Consider the following 18,206-nt stretch of genomic DNA (forward strand, 5'->3'; position numbering starts at 1 on the left):
TATGGAAGAGCTTGAAACGCAACTTACTGAAGTCAATTGGAGCTCAGTATCAGAAAAAATAAATGATAAAGGCTTTGCTGTTATTCCGAGGGTACTTTCGGATGGGCAATGTGAAGAAATTATTGGTGATTATAACAAGGAAGACTTATATCGAAAAACTGTAGTAATGGAACGTTACCGGTTTGGTTTAGGAGAATATAAATACTTTAATTACCCGCTTCCTGCAATTATTCAAACGTTAAGAGAAACAATTTACCTTCAATTAGTACCTACTGCTAATCTATGGATGAAAGTGCTAAAGATTGATAAAATCTTCCCTGAAACACTTAGTGAATTATTGGCAGATTGTCATAAGAACAATCAGATGAAACCCACTCCGCTCATTCTTAAATATGGTAAAGGTGGTTTTAATACTTTGCATCAGGATTTATACGGGGAGGAATACTTCCCACTTCAAGCAGTACTCTTTTTAAACAAGACTGAAGAAGATTATAGTGGTGGAGAGTTTGTTTTAACCCAACAAATACCAAGAGCACAATCCAAAGCCATAGTTCTTAAGCCGAAGAAAGGGGATATGCTGATATTAACCACCAATTTTCGTCCCATTAAAGGAACAAAAGGCTATTATCGTGTAAATATGAAGCATGGTGTGAGTGAAGTGAATAGCGGAGAGAGACATACTTTGGGTGTTATTTTTCATGATGCCAGGAGTTAAAGAAATGATCAGGCATATTGATATAAACTATCTGGAACTATACCAAAAGCTTAAACATAAGCAGATTACTTACGGAGGGAACAGTAAATTAAAAATTTACGGTACTTTGCTATGTAAATCAGGTAAGAGGATGAAAAAAGAACACAGGGTGTTTTTTAGAACTAAAGAAGAAGCAGTAAAATCCGGCTATAGACCTTGCGGACACTGTATGAAAACAGCTTATAAATATTGGAAGGATGGACTTGTTTAATACAAATACTTTATCAAACATATTGCCCTATGATGGGGAAGTGGTTTATTACGGAAAAATTATTAGTAAGGAAAAAGCATTCAGCTATTATGAACAATTACTGCAAAATATTGAATGGAGAAATGATGAGGCCAATATTTTCGGAAAACATATTGTTACCAAACGAAAAGTAGCATGGTATGGCAATGATAACTATTTTTATACCTATTCAAATACCACCAAACAAGCGCTACTTTGGACAGCAGAATTATTGGAATTAAAAGCCATTATAGAAGAAGTTTCAGGAGTGAAATATAATTCCTGTCTTTTAAATTTATATCATGATGGAAGTGAGGGAATGGCCTGGCATAGTGATGATGAAAAATCATTGGGGAAGCATACAACCATTGCTTCATTTAGTTTGGGGGCTGACAGAAAGTTTTCCTTCAAACACAAAGCCACTAAACAAACTGTTTCTCTAGTACTGGAAAAGGGTAGTTTGCTGGTGATGAAAGGTGCTACACAAACTAATTGGTTACATCGTTTACCACCTACCAAAAAAGTGAAATCTCCCCGGATCAATTTAACTTTTAGGACGATTGTTGAATAAACTCCCTATTCAACTTAGTTTGCACTTTCATATGTTTCATTATATTTGTGCTCGTTAAATAAAATCATAAAAACAATACCGTGAAAAACCTATCTATAATTTTAAATGTAATTTTATTAATTGCTGTTGGCTATTTATACATAGCTCATTTTAGCAAGAATGTAGAAATAAAACCTGCTGAGGCCGGAGACGAAAATAAAGAAATGTTCCAGAATGTGTCCATTGCTTATATCGATTCTGATTCATTACTGACCAAGTATGAATTAACTAAAGAAATAGAGGAGAAGCTGGCGACAAAACAAGAGAAGTTTGAAAAGGAATATCAAAATAAAGCCCAAGGTCTACAGCAAGAAATCAGTGATTTCCAGAGAACAGCTGCTAATTTAACAGTAGCTCAAGGCAAAGCTTTAGAAGAAAGCTTAATGAAGAAGCAACAGAATTTAATGAGGTATCAGGAAAGTTTAACTCAGCAGTTGCGTCAGGAAGAAGCTAAATTGAATGAAGAGCTTTATAATAATGTAAGTGAATATTTGAAGGAATATGGCAAAAAGAATAATTTAGAGTTAGTGCTTACTTATTCAAGGGGAAGTGGTGTATTATATGCCAACGAGCAACTTGATATCAGCAATGACGTAATTAAAGGATTGAATGAAGCTTATTTGTCTGAAAAAGAAGAAAAAACTGCTGAGTAATTAGTTATACCTTTTATATTTAAGCCCGGTTCATTAAGTGCCGGGCTTTTTATTTTAAACATTTACATTATTCTTAATAGTTTCTCCTATTAAATTTGAAATAAGCACTAATTACAATTATTTTTGACATTATATTAATACAAAAAGACTTTTATGGCTGAGGTAATAAAAATGCCCAAAATGAGTGATACCATGGAGGAAGGTGTAATTTCTTCCTGGTTAGTGAAAGAGGGTGATAAAGTAGCGTCCGGTGATATTCTTGCAGAAGTAGAAACCGATAAAGCAACAATGGAATTGGAATCATACGAAGATGGAACCATCTTGCATATTGGTATAAAAGAGGGAGATGCAGTGCCTGTTGATGGCGTAATTGCTATTATAGGAGAAAAAGGAGAGGATATCAAAGGGTTGTTGAAAGAAATAGAAAACGGTGGTTCTTCAAAGGAACCGACAAAGGAAGATAAAAAAGAGGAAACTAAATCTGCTGAACCTGAAAGTAAAGCCGAAGAAATTGATACTTCTGGTATTAAAGCGTCACTTATTACTATGCCTAAAATGAGTGATACAATGGAAGAAGGAACCATTGCCTCATGGCTTAAAAAAGAAGGTGATAAGGTAGAATCCGGTGATATTTTAGCAGAAGTGGAAACTGATAAAGCAACCATGGAACTGGAAGCTTATGAAGACGGGATACTATTACATATTGGTGTAGCTGAAGGGGATTCTGTTCCCGTTGATGGTGTAATGGCTGTAATTGGTGAAAAAGGTGCTGATTATGAGAAACTATTAAAAGCACATCAGCAGAAAAAATCAGGCAAAGCTGAAGAGAAAGAAGCTCCGATGGAAGAAAAAGAATCGGCCAAAGCAGACAAAACTACTGTTGCTTCTCCGGCTAATGTAGCTAATGCTACACCTGATAAGAAAGGAACTGATACAGCTCAAGGGCCTACTTCAGCAGGAGGACGCATTTTTGCCAGTCCGTTAGCCAAAAAAATAGCCGAAGATAAAGGTATTAATCTTTCTGAGGTGAAAGGCTCAGGTGATAATGGTAGAATTGTAAAAACTGATGTAGAAAACTTTGTTCCATCAGCTAAAGAAGATAAGAAATCCGCTCCGGCAGCTGAAAAAACAATGTCTATTCCGCAAGTAGTAGGAGAGGAAAGCTATGAGGAAGTAAAGGTTTCTCAGATGCGTAAGACTGTTGGTAAGCGTTTGTCTGAAAGCAAATTTACTGCTCCTCATTTTTACCTCACCATGGAAATTAACATGGATAAGGCAATGGAAGCCAGGAAAAGTATCAATGAGCTTTCTCCTGTAAAAATCTCATTCAATGACATCGTTATTAAGGCTACAGCATCAGCATTGAGGCAGCACCCTAAAGTAAATAGTGCCTGGATGGGAGACAAGATCAGAAGGAATAACCATATCCATATTGGTATGGCTGTAGCTGTTGAGGAAGGCTTACTTGTTCCGGTGATCCGATTTGCTGATAATAAATCTTTATCTCATATAGCCACCGAAGCTAAAAGTTTTGCCCAAAAGGCTAAAAATAAAGAATTGCAACCAAGTGATTGGGAAGGAAATACCTTTACAATCTCCAATTTAGGAATGTTTGGTATTGAAGAATTTACCGCTATTATCAACCCGCCTGATGCTTGTATATTGGCAGTAGGTGGAATTAAGCAAACTGCTATTGTTAAAGATGGAGAGTTGGCGGTTGGTAATGTGATGAAAGTAACCATGTCTTGCGACCATAGGGTAGTAGATGGCGCTGTAGGTTCTGCTTTCTTGCAAACTTTAAAAGGTTTATTGGAAGATCCTGTTAGAATACTGATTTAAAACTTTTTCAACAACATTTCTAAAGTCTCGTTATAAAAACGAGACTTTTTTTATAAATAAAAAATATTCAAATATTTATTAATCTGATAGTAAATAAAACATGATAAAAATTAGATCAACCACCGTATGTGCCGTGGTACACAATGGTGAAGTAGCCATTGGTGCTGACGGTCAGGCAACCATGGGCAATACTGTGGCAAAGAGTAATGTGCGCAAAATAAGAAAATTACAGGATGGGAAAATCGTAACCGGTTTTGCTGGTTCTACTGCTGATGCTTTTAATTTGTTGGAGAAATTTGAGGAGAAATTGGGTGCTTATAGTGGCAGTATGAAAAGAGCGGCCATTGAATTGGCTAAAGATTGGAGAACGGATCGATATCTCAGAAAGCTGGAAGCCATGATGATAGTGGCTGATAAAGATGAGGTGCTGGTGATTTCAGGTACCGGAGATGTACTGGAACCTGATAACCAGGTAGCAACAATCGGTTCGGGAAGTATGTATGCCCAAGCTGCGGCATTGGCATTGAAAAAGCATGCGGGAGACAGACTTACCGCGGAAGAGATAGTACGTGAAAGTTTGAATATAGCAGCTGATATTTGTATCTATACTAATCATAACCTGATCATAGAAAAAGTAAGTTGAGATGAAGATTTATCATAATCCAAGATGTGGAAAAAGCAGGGATACTTTAAATATTTTGCTTGAAAAGGATGTGAATGTTGAGGTGGTTGAATACCTTAATGATGTGCCCACTAAAGCAGAATTAGAATCTATATTAAACAAATTAGGAATATCTGCTGAAGAATTGGTGAGGAAGAACGAAGCTGTTTACAAAGAATTATACAAAGGTAAAAGCATGAGTGAATCCGACTGGATTGATGCCATGATTGCACAACCAAAATTGATTGAAAGACCCATAGTGGTAAAAGGTGATAGAGCTATAATTGGCAGGCCTCCTGAAAAAGTGCTGGAGCTATTGTGAAGCTCAGGTATTTAAACTTTTAACTCCAATTTTGGGATTTATGAATCATAAAAAAGCCCGGGAACTAAATTTAGTTCCCGGGCTTTTTTACGTTGACTTAATAATTGCTATCCCAAATTACTCCTTATCTTTTAACAAATGACTGAATTTCTCAGCTACTTTCTCAATTTTTGGTTTTGAAACATTCACAATATAACGGTCATCAGGGTTCTTCTTCTCATAATCCTGGTGATAGTCTTCCGCTTTATAAAAGGTGGAGAATTCTGTCAGTACTGTAACTATCTTCTTGTCAAAGTTGCCGGCTAAAGAATTGATTTTTTGTTCAGCTGCCTGCTTTTCAGAGGGATTTCTGTAAAAAATGGCGGAACGATACTGCTCACCAACATCAGGGCCTTGTCTGTTAAGTTGAGTAGGGTCATGAGCAGTAAAAAATATATCCAGCAAAGTCTCATAAGAAATTAGCTCGGGATTATAAAGCACCATCACTGCTTCTGCATGATCTGTTTTGCCATAACTTACTTCTTTATAAGTGGGATTTTCCTGAGTGCCACCGGAATAACCTGAAATAGCTTCTTCCACACCTTTAATTTGTTCGAAGGAAGCTTCTACACACCAAAAGCACCCACCAGCAAAATAGGCAGTGTCTAACTTATGTGTGACCTGGATCGCTTCTTCAGCAGGTGCTTCTTTCGTTTCTTCATTGGTTACGGGCTTGCCAGAGCAAGAGGTGAAAACCAATATTGACAATAACAAGAAAGGGTATTTTAACATAATTATTTAGATTTTAGGAGATAACGATTGACCATTCTATTTAGTTTGAAATAACACAAAGTAGTATTCATTGTGGATTATCGGCCATTCACTATTTAATGAGTATGCTGCCGGGTTTTTCATAAGTGTGTAATTCATTTCTCAACCATTCAGGAATAGAGATTGTACTTTTCTCCTTGGTATCAAACATTACCTGGATAGAAGTTCCGACAGTGTGTATATCATTACCATTGGTTGTAATCATATATTCCAGTACAAAACTTTTTGTACCCATTTCTTTGGTACGTACCCAACAACGGGTGTCGGGAGTTGCAATTTTTAATTCTTTTAGATAATTACAATTAATATTGGCTAATAAGAACATGTTTTTATGCCAGTCCCATGTTGGGGCGGCCTCCAGCATATACCTTCCTCTGGCAATCTCAAAATATTGGATATAGATAGAATTGTTAACATGGTATAGAGGATCCAAATCGGTCCATCTGACTTGTATTTCTTGTGAGAATTTAAAATTGCCCGGATCTATAGAGTTATTCATTTATTCTTTTTTTAATATATAAATTTACTGGAATGCTTTGGAAATATATGCCTGGAGTAGAATAAAACTTTTTTGAGGAATCCATTTTATTAATTCTGTAATTCAATCCAGACCTTTTTGTTGCTTGACTCAATTGCTTTTTCTATAAATAGCATACCTCTTACTCCATCTTCAATACCTGGCAACATAAAAGAATGAGTGAGAGGTTTATCATGGTTTTCAATGGCTTTGAAAAAAGCCTCATATATGTTTTGAAATCCCTCTGTGAAATAGGGGGAATGCCCGGGAATATTTACTTCTGTCATTGATTCGCCTTCCTTTTCTATTGATTTGATACTGTCTGTGGTGAAATCAGGGTATTTTAAATTCAGTTCGTTAGGTTGGCTGTTGTCCCATACCAAACCAGCCTTATCTCCATAAATTTGAAGGCTTAAATCATTGTCTTCCCCTGTGCAAATTTGGCTTACTGAAAGTACACCTTTCGCCCCGTTTTCCATTTCCAGAATGATGTTGGTGTCATCATCCAATTGCCTTCCTTTTACTAATGTAGACACATCGGCACATAATCGACTTACCCGTAATCCAGTTACACTTTCCAATAAGTTAAAGGCATGTGTGCCAATATCTGCAATAGTGCCACCATTTCCTGATTTAGTGGGATCAGTGCGCCACAAAGCTTGTTTGTGCCCATCAGCTTCTATCATGTTGCTGAGCCAACCTTGCGAGTAATTTACCCTCACTTTTCTGATGTTCCCCAAATGTTGGGAAGCTACCAAATCTGCAGCTTTTTTTAAAAGTGGGTAACCTCTGTAAGTATAAGTCATAGCAAAAATGCCTTTCGCTTTTCTTACAACTTTTTGAAGATCAATGGCTTCTTCCAAATCAAAGCTCAGGGGCTTATCACACATTACATGAAAACCAGCTTCAAGTGCTAGTTTGGATACTTCCGCATGAAGATAGTTGGGTGTGGTGATAGCAACAAAATCCATTCTTTCAGCTTGAGGAAGCTTTGATTCTTTGTAGATCATGTCCTGAAAACTATCATAGATTCTATTTTGATCTAAGCCAAGGCTCTTACCTTTTTCCTGACTTTTCTTCGGGTCAGAACTAAAAGCACCACAAACCAATTGGGCTTTGCCCGAGGGTGTAGCAGTAATTTTATGGATGTCGCCAATCATTGAGCCGGGACCACCACCAATTATCCCCATTTTTAATGTGTTCATATAAGTATTATTTTATTACCTTGTGCTCCGTTGAAACATTTTTCGTTTCTTTCTTATTATTATTTTTTAAAGTAAACAAATAAGCTTGATGAATAGAAGAGAAGCCATCAAAAAAACGGGTATGATGTTAGGCTTTGCTGCCGGATCCCCGCTTTTATTGCATGTGTTACAAGGTTGTGCCCCGGAAAAAACACTTAGCTGGAAACCTCTTTTTTTTAACAAGAAGCAGGCTCATCTGGTTTCAGAAATTGTAGATCAAATTTTACCAAGAACTGACACACCCGGTGCGCTGGATGTGGGAGTAGATGCTTTTGTTGATAAAATGGTAGCTGAAGTATATACTGAAAAGGAACAGCAACAATTTGTTAGGGGACTTGATGCTATAAATACTAACAGCAAAGGGGTAAATGGTGAATTGTTTTCTGATTTGAGTTCAGAGAGAAAGCATGAATTCTTGTTTAGAATCGAAAGCGAAATAAAACGTTTGGATTATAATGCAGATCCGGAACAAAAACCATTCTTTTTAATGATAAAGGAATTGACCTTATTGGGATATTTCACCTCAGAAGAAATCATGAAAAATCACCTGGATTATATGCCAGTGCCGATGAAGCTGGACGGCTGTGAACCCATGAAAGAAAATCAAAAACTGCGAGTAGGGAATTATTTTTAATATGAGTAAAGAACAAACACATTATGATGCAATAGTAGTTGGATCCGGAATTTCCGGAGGATGGGCTGCTAAGGAATTGTGCGAGAAAGGATTGAAAACATTGGTTTTGGAACGGGGCAGAAATGTTGAGCATGTTAAGGATTATCCTACTATGAATAAAGCCCCCTGGGAATTTGATCACAGGGGCAAGGAGTCTAGAAGTGTACAGGAGGATTATTATGTGCAAAGTAAAACCTATGCCTTTGATGAAGGAAACAAGCATTTTTGGGTAAATGATAAAGAAAATCCTTATTCAACTCCGGAAAATAAAGAATTTAGGTGGATCCGAGGTAATCATGTAGGCGGACGCTCACTTATGTGGGGAAGGCAGAGTTACAGATTGTCAGAAATGGATTTTGAAGCTAACCAAAAAGATGGCATTGCTGTGGATTGGCCTATCAGATACAAAGATCTGGCTCCGTGGTATGACCATGTAGAAAGGTTTGTAGGGATCAGTGGTAGAAATGAGGGTTACGAGCAATTACCTGATGGTCAGTTTTTACCTCCTATGGACATGTATTGTGTGGAAGAGAAAATGAAAGGCGCTATTGAAAAGCATTGGACAGATAGAAAAATGACGATTGGTAGAACTGCCAATTTAACTCAAAACCACAATGGGAGAGGAGCCTGCCAATATAGAAATTTATGTAGCAGAGGTTGCCCATATGGCGCTTACTTTAGCAGCAATTCTTCTACTTTACCAGCTGCTGCCAATACTGGCAATATGACTTTACGCCCCAACTCAATTGTGGAGTCTGTTATATTGGACAAGCACACCAACAAAGCTACCGGGGTGAGGGTGATCGATGCTGAAACCAATGAAGTTCATGAATATTATGCCAAGGTGATATTCTTATGCGCTTCTACTTTGGGCTCTACCTGGATCATGCTCAATTCAAAGAGCGATCGCTATCCTGATGGGCTAGGGAATACCAGTGGAACCCTGGGAAAGAATCTGATGGATCACCATTTTGAAGTTTATGTGACAGCACAATTTGATGATTTTAATGATAAATATCATACTGGATATCGTCCCAATGGTATTTATATACCCAGGTTTCAAAATATTAGTGAAAAACATCCTGATTTTATCAGAGGTTATGGCTTCCAGGGTGGTGGTAACAGATTAGGCTGGGGATATGGTAATAGATTAGCAGGATTCGGGGCAAAATTTAAAGATGAATTGATGAAGCCCGGCCCCTGGGAGATGTCATTGATGCCTTTTGGAGAATGCTTGCCTTATGAAGATAACCAGGTAACCATGAATGAAAATGTGAGGGATAAATGGGGCCTTCCTACCTTGCATATTTCTTGTGAATTTAAAGAGAATGAATTACAAATGCGCAAGGACATGATGAAAACAGGCAAGGAAATGCTGGAAGTAGCCGGTGGTAAAAATATTACTGCTATTGATCTTAATCCTGTACCTGGCTTTGGAATTCATGAAATGGGTACTGCACGAATGGGTAGAGATGCCAAAACTTCCATGCTGAATGCCAATAACCAACTGCATGAAGTGCCCAATGTTTTTGTAACCGATGGTTCGGCCATGACTTCATCCGCTTGCCAGAATCCAAGTTTAACTTATATGGCACTTACAGCCAGGGCAGCTGATTTTGCAGTGAGTGAATTGAAGAAAGGCAATTTGTAGGTTTTAAAATTATGAAAGAGAACCTAAGCTTGCTTCTCGATAAATGAAATTTTTGTATATTGATTTTTAAACTTAAAATAATGGATAGAAGAAAATTTTTATACCAGGGTAGCGCCTTAGCAGTAGGTGCTTTTTTAGCTCCTGCTTTAGTGGGGTGTTCTAATGCAGTGGCTGGCCTCCAAAATCCAGGGATACAACTGTACACTCTCCGTGATGAGCTTGCGAAAGATTTTGCAGGTACTTTAAAGAAAGTAGCTGAACTTGGCTATAAAAATATTGAACTGTTTAATTATCAGGATGGTAAATACTTCGGGAATTCCATTTCAGAAGTGAAGAAAATGATGGATGACCATGGCCTAAAGGTAAGAAGTAGCCATGTATTAACAGGTATTACTATGCCTGAAAATATAGGTACTTTAACCAATAGCTGGGAAAGAACTGTGGAGGACGCAGCCAAAATGGGACAAGAATACATCATTTGTGCTTATCTGCATGATGCCGAAAGAGAAAATCTTGATGATTACAGGAAATTGACTGACTTACTTAATAAATCGGGTGAAGTGTCGAAGAAGTATGGCATACAGATGGGGTATCATAACCACGCCTTTGAATTTGAAGAAATGAAGGGAGAAATTCCTTATAATATTTTGCTTAATGAGTGTGATAAAGAACTGGTGAAATATGAATTGGACCTATACTGGACTAAAAGGGCAGGAGTGAATCCTGTTGATTATTTCAAGGAATACCCGGGCAGATTTCCATTATGGCATGTGAAGGATATGGAAGCCAGTCAAGACCAGTTTTTCGCACCTGTAGGAGAGGGTATCATCGATTGGCAAAATATTTTTAATCATGCCAGCACAGCCGGTTTGGACTATTATTTTGTGGAACAGGATGCTACAAGAGATAATAAGCCATTTAAAAGCATAGAGAAAAGTATTAAATATTTAAAAGGTATAGAAAGAAAATAAGAAATATCACTTTATTGAATAGTAAATAGCCCGTCCCTAAGAATCGGGCTTTTTTAATTCCATTATTTTTCCATGTCCCAAAGATTCCAACACTTTTACTTAATAGAAATCCAATACCTCGGCTTTCGCTTACATGGCTGGCAATACCAAAATGGTCTTAAAACTGTACAAGGTTTCCTGGAGTTAACAGTCAATTTTGTATTGAAAGATAAACCATTTAAAGTAATGGGTTCGGGAAGAACGGATGCCATGGTTTCTGCAGCCTCATCTTATTTCGAATTATTTCTGGAGGAACCTATTCAAGAAGATGCTTTTTTCCAGGCTATGAACCAGAATTTGCCTACCGATTTAAAAATTCTCTCCTGGAGAACGGTGACTAAAGAATTCAATATTATTCAGGATGTGCAATCTAAGGAATACAATTATTTTTTTGCTTTCGGAGAGAAGCAACATCCTTTTTCGGCCCCTTTTATGGCTTGTTTGCCAGATGAACTGGATATTGAACTCATGCAAAAAGGGGCTGGACTATTTGAAGGGGGACATGATTTTGTACACTTTTGCCACCAACCCAAGGCTGACAAAAATACTGTAAGAGAAATTATTACAAGCGAAATTATTCCTAATGAAGAATTGAAAGCAAATTTCTTTCCTGATAAATCTTATATTTTCAGGCTAATTGGCAAAGGCTTTATGCGATACCAGATAAGAATGATGATGGGCGTATTATTTATGTTAGGCCAACATAAAATTACTCTTGATCAATTGCAGCAATCATTAACAGGAGGAGATAATAATATTGAAAAATATACAGCCCCGGCTTCAGGACTGATGGTTAAAGCTGTAACATTTAAAAATGTATGAAGCAGATTCACTTCGCTTCGTCCCAAACATCTCTGAGTTGAGGCATTTTTTCAAACATGGCCTCAGCATAAGTGCATTCTGTCAGGATCTTTAAATCTTTATTCCTGGCATGTTCCACAGCAGCTGTTACAAGTTTCTTACCTAAACCTTGTTCTCTGTATTCAGGATTTACTTCTGTTTCTTTTATAACAATTTTACCATCATTTCGTACCTGATAAGTCATTTCCCCGGCCTTTGTACCATTATCATTAGCAACAAAAGCACCATTCATATCTTCTTCTTTGCGTTCTATGTTCATTTTAATGTTGTTTAGGGTATAACAAAGGATACGGTATCGAAACAGACATGTTATTGATAAATCACCAATATTAAATTAAGCTTAAGAGGTAAAACTCCTACTTTCTTCATCAAGAAAACAGATCAGAACTCAGGTAACGATCACCACGGTCGCAGGTAATACATACTATCAATCCGGATTCCAATGTTTTAGCAATTTCCAAGGCAGCTACCAAAGCTCCTCCGCTGCTCATTCCAGCCAATATTCCTTCTTCCCTGGCAAGGCGTTGTGTCATATGCCTGGCATCGGTTTCACTCACATCAATAGTAATATCTACTCTCTCAGGTTCAAATATTTTAGGTAAAAATTCCGGTGACCAACGTCTGATCCCGGGTATTTTGGAACCATCTGTAGGTTGAGTACCCACAATCTGGATAGCTGGATTTTTCTCTTTTAAATAGCGAGATACTCCCATGATGGTGCCTGTTGTGCCCATTGCAGAAACAAAATGCGTGATTTTTCCTTCTGTATCTTTCCAGATCTCAGGACCTGTAGTTTCATAATGCTGTCTGTAATTATCAGGATTTCCAAATTGGTTCAACATAAAATATTCACCGGTAGCAGCCATTTCTTCGGCCACAGTGCGTGAGTATTCAATAGTGCCCTCAGCCTTTGTCAATATTACTTTAGCACCGTAAGCTTCCATAGTCTGGATACGCTCCGCAGTAGAGTTTTCAGGCATAATCAGTGTCATATGCAAACCCTTCAATTTAGCTATCATAGCTAAAGCAATACCTGTATTTCCGCTGGTAGCTTCCACTAATTTATCACCAGCTTTAATATCTCCACGTTGTAGAGCTGCACCTATCATGCCCAAAGCAGCACGGTCTTTCACACTACCTCCGGGGTTTTGACCTTCCAGCTTACAAAATATCTTTACATTTTTATTGGTAGGAATGCTTTTTAATTCCACTATGGGCGTATTTCCAACTAAATCTTCTAAAAACATATTATCTATTTTACAGGTCTTTCCTCTAAATGTTTATTTTTCGAATCGTAATAGAGTTTGGTATGTGGCGGTACACTTTTGGTAATCCAGCTGTTACCTCCAATAATGCATTTTTCGCCAATGATGGTGTTTCCGCCTAAAATTGTGGCATTAGCGTAAATGACTACATGATTGCCAATGGTTGGATGTCGCTTGGTGCTTGCATCTTCTTTCTTTACACTGGTTGCTCCTAAGGTAACTCCCTGGTAAATTTTTACATATTCACCAATTTCTGTTGTTTCACCAATGACGATACCCGTACCATGGTCAATACAAAAATAATCACCAATTTTCGCTCCGGGATGGATATCAACTCCTGTTTTTTCATGAGCATATTCTGAAATAACCCTTGCAATTAGTTGAAAGCCATTCTCATAAATTTGATGAGCAATTCGATGTGCTGCAATGGCTTTAAAGCCCGGATAGGTTTTAACTACCTCTATTCTGCTTTTGGCTGCTGGGTCCCCGGAAAACATGGCATCCACATCTTTTTCCAGTTGTATTTTTATATTTTCCAGTTTATTAAATAAGGCCGATGCATTTTCTTTGGCCGGATTTTGCATTCTTTTGCACCTTTGGTTTAAAATGGTCATCCATTCCTGCTGAAGGAGTTCATACTTTGTTTCCAAACTTTCTTTATTGGTAATTTTTTCATTGCCATAATCAGGGAAAAGAAAACTTACTAAAGATTCATAAAAAGCCGTGATCTTATCAGGTGATGGACAGTCCAGAGAGTTTTTGTGCTCTGCCAATAATTGTTCTAAAAACGATTCTTTCATACGTAATATTAATCTTTCACTTCTTCCCGGCCATCAGCATGTATAGCAAATCTACCTCTTTCTTTGGGATGTACATGTTCGGGAGAGGGCCATGGCCAGCCACCAAATTCAGTTTTTTGAAATTCCATTATCGTTTCGCGAATCTCCGCAGGATAATTGACAACAAACGGACCATGCTGAACAACAGGTTCATTAATCGGTTTTCCCTGTAGTAGCAAAAGATGACTTTCTTCCTCTCCATTTGTGAGGGTAGTTGTAGCCCGCGAAAGCAAATCGGCTCCATGGTACAATGGTAATTCAGTTTGATTAATTTTCAATGTTTTTCCTTTAAAAAAATAAAGGTTTCTATTGACTTCATTTTGTGAGAGGGGAAGTTCCCAGATGGCATTTGGCTCCATTTTAATGTGCCAGATTGCTACTTCATTTGCAGGGTCATGAGCCCAGGAATTGGGTGCCGGTTCAGGGGCTTTTTGTCCTTTAATTTCCCCGGCTATTATCTCTACGGATGTTTTCTTGCTATTTGTGTCCTTGTGTTCGAAAACAGGAATAGTATCGCTCCACAACATGGCGAAATGAGGCTCCACATTCTTGTTTTTTCGAGGAAGGTTTAACCAAATCTGAAAAAGCTCCAGTGGGTTTTCTTCATTTTCTTTCAACAATGGGAACATTTCTGAGTGCTGTACTCCTTTTCCGGCAGTCATCCATTGTACATCTCCATTTCCGAACCTCCCGGCTGCCCCTAAAGAATCTGAATGGTCTACCAATCCTTTTCTTACAATAGTTACAGTTTCAAAACCACGGTGAGGATGTGCCGGGAATCCGGGCACCTTAGAACCATGATACATTCGCCATCCATCTTTAATAGTAAAATCCTGGCCTATCATTCTCCCTTTTAATAAAGCTGGGTCTGGCCCTGATTCACTGCTGCCTTTAGGAAAGAAGTCTTCATGATGCACACAAAATAAAAAGGGATCCTGGGTTTGCCAGGGGAAACCTAATGGGGCTATGTTTTTAATTGTTGAATTTTCCATGTAGATACAACGATTTTTGCCTTGAAAATGTTAAAGTATTTTATAGTATAGTTTTCCTGTTTTATCTTAATTTAATTGTACTCATTAGGTTGACAGGTATTAGAAAATACATTTTGCCATTTATTTCAATTTTGATCCACATGAATAGCAATATTGAGCATTTTCCATGTGTTGGCTGGTGGCACAATTGGGACAGGATTTGCTCATCTTCATTAACCTTTGCTGATTCATTTCGGAAGTAACAATACCTGTAGGAACAGCAATAATGCCATAGCCTAATATCATTACAAGGGAGGCGATGGATTGGCCCAAGGGTGTAATTGGGGCTATATCGCCATAACCAACAGTGGTAAGGGTCACAATAGCCCAATAGATGCTTTTCGGGATATTAGTGAATCCACTCTCAGGTGGCTCTACCAGGTACATTACAGCACCTAAAATGGATACCAGTATAAAAACAGTAGCCATAAAAATGATGATCTTGTTTTTACTAGCGATCATTGCTCTTGATAGCTGCGATGCCTCCCCAAGGTATTGGGTTAATTTGAAGATTCTGAAAATTCTTAACAAACGGAGACTTCTTATAATCATCATAGATTGAGCTCCCAGAAAAAATATTCCGATTAAAGAGGGTAAAATAGATAGTAAATCCACTATTCCAAAGAAGCTCTTGATGTAGTTTCGAGGCTTGGCTACTATAACTATTCTTAATATATATTCAATTAAGAACAGTCCTGTAAAAATATATTCTAAAGTGAGGAATAAATCCCCGTATTTAGTTTTAAGAGAACTTACCGTTTCCAGCACTACGGCTAATACGCTTAGTACTATCGCCAAAAGTAATCCTACATCAAAGAATTTACCCCAAAAAGTATCGGCTTCAAAAATAATTTGAAAGGCCTTCACTTTCCATTTAGCTGAGGTATTGGGTTTTTCATTATGGTAAGGTGCCATTAAATTTGTGCTTTTATTTTTATGTGGAAAGAGAGCATCTCATTTAAATTTATGGAAAGATTAACACCTTCCCAACAAAAGTATAATTCAATTATTGGATAGTGTACTTCAAATTTATTAATAAATATATTATTGCTTATCCTCAATTTTCAAGAATTACTGAAATATATTCTTGTAATGACATTCTTGCTTTTGTTTTCGTTTAACTTCTCTATCAATTTGACTTCATCAAATTAAGCAGAAATATAAATTATTTCATTAAATTGAATAGATGTCTTACCCAATTAAAAATAATGTGAAAAAGATCCTATTCATTGTATGCTTGTGGTTGGTTTTTAATAGTATTTTTCTAAAAGCACAAAATATCAATGAGTATGGTACTCCCCGACAAACGATTAAATACGGTATAGATAATGCTTATGAACCATACGAGTTTGTTGATAAAGTGGGTATACCCAAAGGTTTTAATGTTGATTTAATTAAAGCTATTGCCAAAGAATTAGAACTTGAAGTAGAGGTATATCCTGATATTTGGAGGAATACGCGAATGAAGTTGGAGTCCACAGGGGAGTTGAATGTGGCCGCTTATTTTAAATCTGCAGAGAGAGAAGATAAAGTAAGATATAGCAATCCCATTAGTTTAATTTATTATTCGATTTTCACCCATGCTGATAAGGAGCCCATAGAGGATTTATTTAGTTTGTCAGGTAAAAAAGTGGCCATTCAGGAGCTTACTATTGTTGAAGATTATTTCAATCAGTTAGATTTTCTGGAAGTAGGAGATATTCAGAAATATCAATCTGAGCCGGAAGCCATTGAAGCTGTGATAGCCGGGAAAGCTGATTGTGCAATCACTACCTTTATTACCACCAATTATAAAATGAACCTGGAGAATATTAGTTCCATACAATCTTCCAGTGATCCTGTTTTTATAACAGAATATTGCTACGTAGTCAACAAGCAAGATTCAGCATTGCTGGACTCTTTGAATTGGGGTTTAAGATTGGTTAAAGCATCCGGAGAGTATGATCAGATTTATCAAAAGTGGCTGGTGCCCAAGTTAAGTTGGTGGGAGCAAAATAAATTATATGTTATAATGGGGCTGTCCCTGGCACTTATAGCTTTATTTTTTATTGGCTTATATATTATTCTGCTTAGAAAACAGGTAAAGAAGAAAACAAGGATTATTGTGAGCGAGGTGGAAAACAGGTTGTCAGCTGAAAGGGAATTGAATGAAAGTGAATTATTACGGAAGAAAATCGAAGTGTTTTCATCTGTGATGTTGGTTGAGTTGGACCTTGATCACAAAATAGTGAAAGCCCCCAAATTATTTTATTCTTTATTGGGCTTTCAGAATGATACCCTGATAGATACTTCGATCCACCAGCTAATGAGTAAAGAATCCAGGGACAAAGATCTTGCAATAAAGGAAGATTTATTAAAAAGGGAGTTCAACTTTTTGGATACTGAGATTGAGCTGACAGGTCATTTAAACCAGAAAATATGGATGGAATGTAGTACATCAGTACTTTTTGATACTTCTTCAAAACCTATAGGTTTTCTTCAGTTTATGCTTAACGTGACACCACTAAAAAAAGCCAATATTAATTTGAAGGATATGAATGCAGAATTGGCCAACTTTATGTATAAAACCTCGCATGATATCAGAGGACCAATAGCCAATATTTTAGGATTGAGCGAATTAGGTAAAATGACTACAAAAGATAAAGAACTTTTAAATTATTTTCAACTGATTGAGCAAATTACCCGAAGATTGGAACATGTTTTTGATGATTTTAAAGAGGTGAGTTTTGTACTTCATGGCACTCTAAATATTACTACTTTTGATATAAAGGAGTTGATTGACGAAGTACTTGAAACTGTTTTCAGAAAAAGGAACAAGGATATTCAGCGAGCCAAATTGAAGGTAAATATCAATTTGGATTCAACATTTATTAGCACGGATAGGCTTTTGTTGAAAAGGTTAATATTTCAGGTGGCAGAAAATGCTTTTGAGCATAATAATTATTACAATACGCATTTGGAAATTACTTTTGAAAAAGCGAATAATCAATTTTATAGAATTGTTTTTAAGGACGATGGTATTGGCATACCTGAAGATATGCATGAGAAGGTGTTTGAAGTGTTCTTCAAAGGGAAAAGGAGCGATATTAATATTGGAATGGGACTTTATATTTCCAGAAAAGTGATGAACAGGCTAGGGGGCGAGCTATATTTGGAAAGCCACCCGAACGAAGGAACCCGTATTGAAGTGCTCTTGCCCGTGCAAGTAGATGAATTGGTCTATAATTGAGATTCACT

20 protein-coding genes are annotated in these 18,206 nt (G+C 37.2%); 12 read left to right on the forward strand and 8 right to left on the reverse strand.

The genetic code is table 11. The features are described from left to right. Window position 1: 1 nt before the first annotated feature. The 7 genes from JKA74_RS14665 (at window position 2) to arsC (ending at window position 5,068) form a co-directional block, all read left to right on the forward strand. Window positions 2-715, forward strand: coding sequence for a 2OG-Fe(II) oxygenase (locus JKA74_RS14665; RefSeq protein WP_201431967.1), 714 nt, complete (start codon window positions 2-4; stop codon window positions 713-715). A gap of 4 nt (window positions 716-719) precedes the next feature. Continuing rightward, the gene (locus JKA74_RS14670; protein WP_201431968.1) at window positions 720-965 is read left to right on the forward strand and encodes an Ada metal-binding domain-containing protein; all 246 of its coding nucleotides are present in this window, start codon (window positions 720-722) and stop codon (window positions 963-965) included. Next, entirely contained in the window at window positions 952-1,554 is a 603-nt protein-coding gene (locus JKA74_RS14675) for an alpha-ketoglutarate-dependent dioxygenase AlkB family protein (protein WP_201431969.1), read from the forward strand. The genes JKA74_RS14670 and JKA74_RS14675 overlap by 14 nt, the downstream gene beginning before the upstream one ends. Before the next feature lie 80 nt (window positions 1,555-1,634). Further along, window positions 1,635-2,246: an OmpH family outer membrane protein gene (locus JKA74_RS14680; protein ID WP_201431970.1), complete on the forward strand. Its 612-nt coding sequence runs from the start codon at window positions 1,635-1,637 to the stop codon at window positions 2,244-2,246. A gap of 153 nt (window positions 2,247-2,399) precedes the next feature. Further along, a complete protein-coding gene (locus JKA74_RS14685; protein WP_201431971.1) occupies window positions 2,400-4,085 on the forward strand; it encodes a pyruvate dehydrogenase complex dihydrolipoamide acetyltransferase in 1,686 nt (561 codons plus the stop codon). A 100-nt stretch (window positions 4,086-4,185) separates the two neighbouring features. Next, window positions 4,186-4,728 carry an ATP-dependent protease subunit HslV gene (hslV, locus tag JKA74_RS14690; RefSeq protein WP_201431972.1) on the forward strand — a complete coding sequence of 181 codons (543 nt, stop codon included), beginning with the start codon at window positions 4,186-4,188 and terminating at the stop codon, window positions 4,726-4,728. 1 nt (window position 4,729) lies between these two features. Next, on the forward strand, window positions 4,730-5,068 hold the full coding sequence (gene arsC / locus JKA74_RS14695; protein ID WP_201431973.1) for an arsenate reductase (glutaredoxin): 339 nt from the start codon (window positions 4,730-4,732) through the stop codon (window positions 5,066-5,068). Between the two features lie 117 nt (window positions 5,069-5,185). Here the strand turns inward: arsC and msrA are convergent, their stop codons facing one another. The 3 genes from msrA to JKA74_RS14710 all read right to left on the reverse strand — a co-directional run bounded on the left by msrA (window position 5,186) and on the right by JKA74_RS14710 (window position 7,600). Then, on the reverse strand, window positions 5,186-5,839 hold the full coding sequence (gene msrA / locus JKA74_RS14700; RefSeq protein ID WP_201431974.1) for a peptide-methionine (S)-S-oxide reductase MsrA: 654 nt from the start codon (window positions 5,837-5,839) through the stop codon (window positions 5,186-5,188). A gap of 91 nt (window positions 5,840-5,930) precedes the next feature. Continuing rightward, the gene (locus tag JKA74_RS14705; protein WP_201431975.1) at window positions 5,931-6,377 is read right to left on the reverse strand and encodes an acyl-CoA thioesterase; all 447 of its coding nucleotides are present in this window, start codon (window positions 6,375-6,377) and stop codon (window positions 5,931-5,933) included. Window positions 6,378-6,466: 89 nt separating this feature from the next. Then, complete coding sequence (locus JKA74_RS14710; protein WP_201431976.1) at window positions 6,467-7,600, reverse strand: Gfo/Idh/MocA family protein; 1,134 nt, start codon at window positions 7,598-7,600, stop codon at window positions 6,467-6,469. 88 nt (window positions 7,601-7,688) lie between these two features. On the opposite strand from JKA74_RS14710, the gene JKA74_RS14715 reads away from it, so the two are divergent. The 4 genes from JKA74_RS14715 to truA all read left to right on the forward strand — a co-directional run bounded on the left by JKA74_RS14715 (window position 7,689) and on the right by truA (window position 11,795). Beyond that, entirely contained in the window at window positions 7,689-8,273 is a 585-nt protein-coding gene (locus JKA74_RS14715; protein ID WP_201431977.1) for a gluconate 2-dehydrogenase subunit 3 family protein, read from the forward strand. A 1-nt stretch (window position 8,274) separates the two neighbouring features. After that, the gene (locus tag JKA74_RS14720; RefSeq protein ID WP_201431978.1) at window positions 8,275-9,963 is read left to right on the forward strand and encodes a GMC oxidoreductase; all 1,689 of its coding nucleotides are present in this window, start codon (window positions 8,275-8,277) and stop codon (window positions 9,961-9,963) included. Between the two features lie 80 nt (window positions 9,964-10,043). Then, window positions 10,044-10,934 carry a sugar phosphate isomerase/epimerase family protein gene (locus tag JKA74_RS14725; RefSeq protein WP_201431979.1) on the forward strand — a complete coding sequence of 297 codons (891 nt, stop codon included), beginning with the start codon at window positions 10,044-10,046 and terminating at the stop codon, window positions 10,932-10,934. 72 nt (window positions 10,935-11,006) lie between these two features. Beyond that, window positions 11,007-11,795 (forward strand): tRNA pseudouridine(38-40) synthase TruA, encoded by a 789-nt coding sequence (truA, locus tag JKA74_RS14730; protein ID WP_201431980.1) that lies wholly within the window; start codon window positions 11,007-11,009, stop codon window positions 11,793-11,795. Window positions 11,796-11,802: 7 nt separating this feature from the next. Here the strand turns inward: truA and JKA74_RS14735 are convergent, their stop codons facing one another. From JKA74_RS14735 to JKA74_RS14755, 5 genes are all read right to left on the reverse strand, one after another. Then, on the reverse strand, window positions 11,803-12,093 hold the full coding sequence (locus JKA74_RS14735) for a GNAT family N-acetyltransferase (RefSeq protein WP_201431981.1): 291 nt from the start codon (window positions 12,091-12,093) through the stop codon (window positions 11,803-11,805). A 109-nt stretch (window positions 12,094-12,202) separates the two neighbouring features. After that, window positions 12,203-13,081: a cysteine synthase CysM gene (gene cysM / locus JKA74_RS14740; protein ID WP_201431982.1), complete on the reverse strand. Its 879-nt coding sequence runs from the start codon at window positions 13,079-13,081 to the stop codon at window positions 12,203-12,205. Window positions 13,082-13,086: 5 nt separating this feature from the next. Further along, a complete protein-coding gene (gene epsC, locus JKA74_RS14745; RefSeq protein WP_201431983.1) occupies window positions 13,087-13,899 on the reverse strand; it encodes a serine O-acetyltransferase EpsC in 813 nt (270 codons plus the stop codon). An 8-nt stretch (window positions 13,900-13,907) separates the two neighbouring features. Continuing rightward, complete coding sequence (locus JKA74_RS14750; protein ID WP_201431984.1) at window positions 13,908-14,930, reverse strand: pirin family protein; 1,023 nt, start codon at window positions 14,928-14,930, stop codon at window positions 13,908-13,910. A gap of 120 nt (window positions 14,931-15,050) precedes the next feature. Then, window positions 15,051-15,884, reverse strand: a complete 834-nt coding sequence (locus JKA74_RS14755) for an ion transporter (RefSeq protein WP_201431985.1) — start codon at window positions 15,882-15,884, stop codon at window positions 15,051-15,053. Between the two features lie 295 nt (window positions 15,885-16,179). On the opposite strand from JKA74_RS14755, the gene JKA74_RS14760 reads away from it, so the two are divergent. Beyond that, complete coding sequence (locus JKA74_RS14760) at window positions 16,180-18,198, forward strand: transporter substrate-binding domain-containing protein (RefSeq protein WP_201431986.1); 2,019 nt, start codon at window positions 16,180-16,182, stop codon at window positions 18,196-18,198. Window positions 18,199-18,206: the final 8 nt, after the last annotated feature.

Origin of the sequence: Marivirga aurantiaca (genome assembly GCF_016679925.1) — a bacterium.
Classification (GTDB): domain Bacteria; phylum Bacteroidota; class Bacteroidia; order Cytophagales; family Cyclobacteriaceae; genus Marivirga; species Marivirga aurantiaca.

What these genes read in the sequence shown, in the direction of transcription:
- JKA74_RS14705 (WP_201431975.1), bottom strand. Translation starts at nt 6,377, where the DNA reads ATGAATAACTCTATAGATCCGGGCAATTTTAAATTCTCACAAGAAATA.
- JKA74_RS14750 (WP_201431984.1), bottom strand. Translation starts at nt 14,930, where the DNA reads ATGGAAAATTCAACAATTAAAAACATAGCCCCATTAGGTTTCCCCTGG.
- JKA74_RS14715 (WP_201431977.1), top strand. Translation starts at nt 7,689, where the DNA reads ATGAATAGAAGAGAAGCCATCAAAAAAACGGGTATGATGTTAGGCTTT.
- JKA74_RS14665 (WP_201431967.1), top strand. Translation starts at nt 2, where the DNA reads ATGGAAGAGCTTGAAACGCAACTTACTGAAGTCAATTGGAGCTCAGTA.
- JKA74_RS14755 (WP_201431985.1), bottom strand. Translation starts at nt 15,884, where the DNA reads ATGGCACCTTACCATAATGAAAAACCCAATACCTCAGCTAAATGGAAA.
- truA (WP_201431980.1), top strand. Translation starts at nt 11,007, where the DNA reads ATGTCCCAAAGATTCCAACACTTTTACTTAATAGAAATCCAATACCTC.
- hslV (WP_201431972.1), top strand. Translation starts at nt 4,186, where the DNA reads ATGATAAAAATTAGATCAACCACCGTATGTGCCGTGGTACACAATGGT.
- JKA74_RS14670 (WP_201431968.1), top strand. Translation starts at nt 720, where the DNA reads ATGATCAGGCATATTGATATAAACTATCTGGAACTATACCAAAAGCTT.
- arsC (WP_201431973.1), top strand. Translation starts at nt 4,730, where the DNA reads ATGAAGATTTATCATAATCCAAGATGTGGAAAAAGCAGGGATACTTTA.
- epsC (WP_201431983.1), bottom strand. Translation starts at nt 13,899, where the DNA reads ATGAAAGAATCGTTTTTAGAACAATTATTGGCAGAGCACAAAAACTCT.
- JKA74_RS14685 (WP_201431971.1), top strand. Translation starts at nt 2,400, where the DNA reads ATGGCTGAGGTAATAAAAATGCCCAAAATGAGTGATACCATGGAGGAA.
- cysM (WP_201431982.1), bottom strand. Translation starts at nt 13,081, where the DNA reads ATGTTTTTAGAAGATTTAGTTGGAAATACGCCCATAGTGGAATTAAAA.
- JKA74_RS14675 (WP_201431969.1), top strand. Translation starts at nt 952, where the DNA reads ATGGACTTGTTTAATACAAATACTTTATCAAACATATTGCCCTATGAT.
- JKA74_RS14725 (WP_201431979.1), top strand. Translation starts at nt 10,044, where the DNA reads ATGGATAGAAGAAAATTTTTATACCAGGGTAGCGCCTTAGCAGTAGGT.
- JKA74_RS14720 (WP_201431978.1), top strand. Translation starts at nt 8,275, where the DNA reads ATGAGTAAAGAACAAACACATTATGATGCAATAGTAGTTGGATCCGGA.
- JKA74_RS14710 (WP_201431976.1), bottom strand. Translation starts at nt 7,600, where the DNA reads ATGAACACATTAAAAATGGGGATAATTGGTGGTGGTCCCGGCTCAATG.
- msrA (WP_201431974.1), bottom strand. Translation starts at nt 5,839, where the DNA reads ATGTTAAAATACCCTTTCTTGTTATTGTCAATATTGGTTTTCACCTCT.
- JKA74_RS14735 (WP_201431981.1), bottom strand. Translation starts at nt 12,093, where the DNA reads ATGAACATAGAACGCAAAGAAGAAGATATGAATGGTGCTTTTGTTGCT.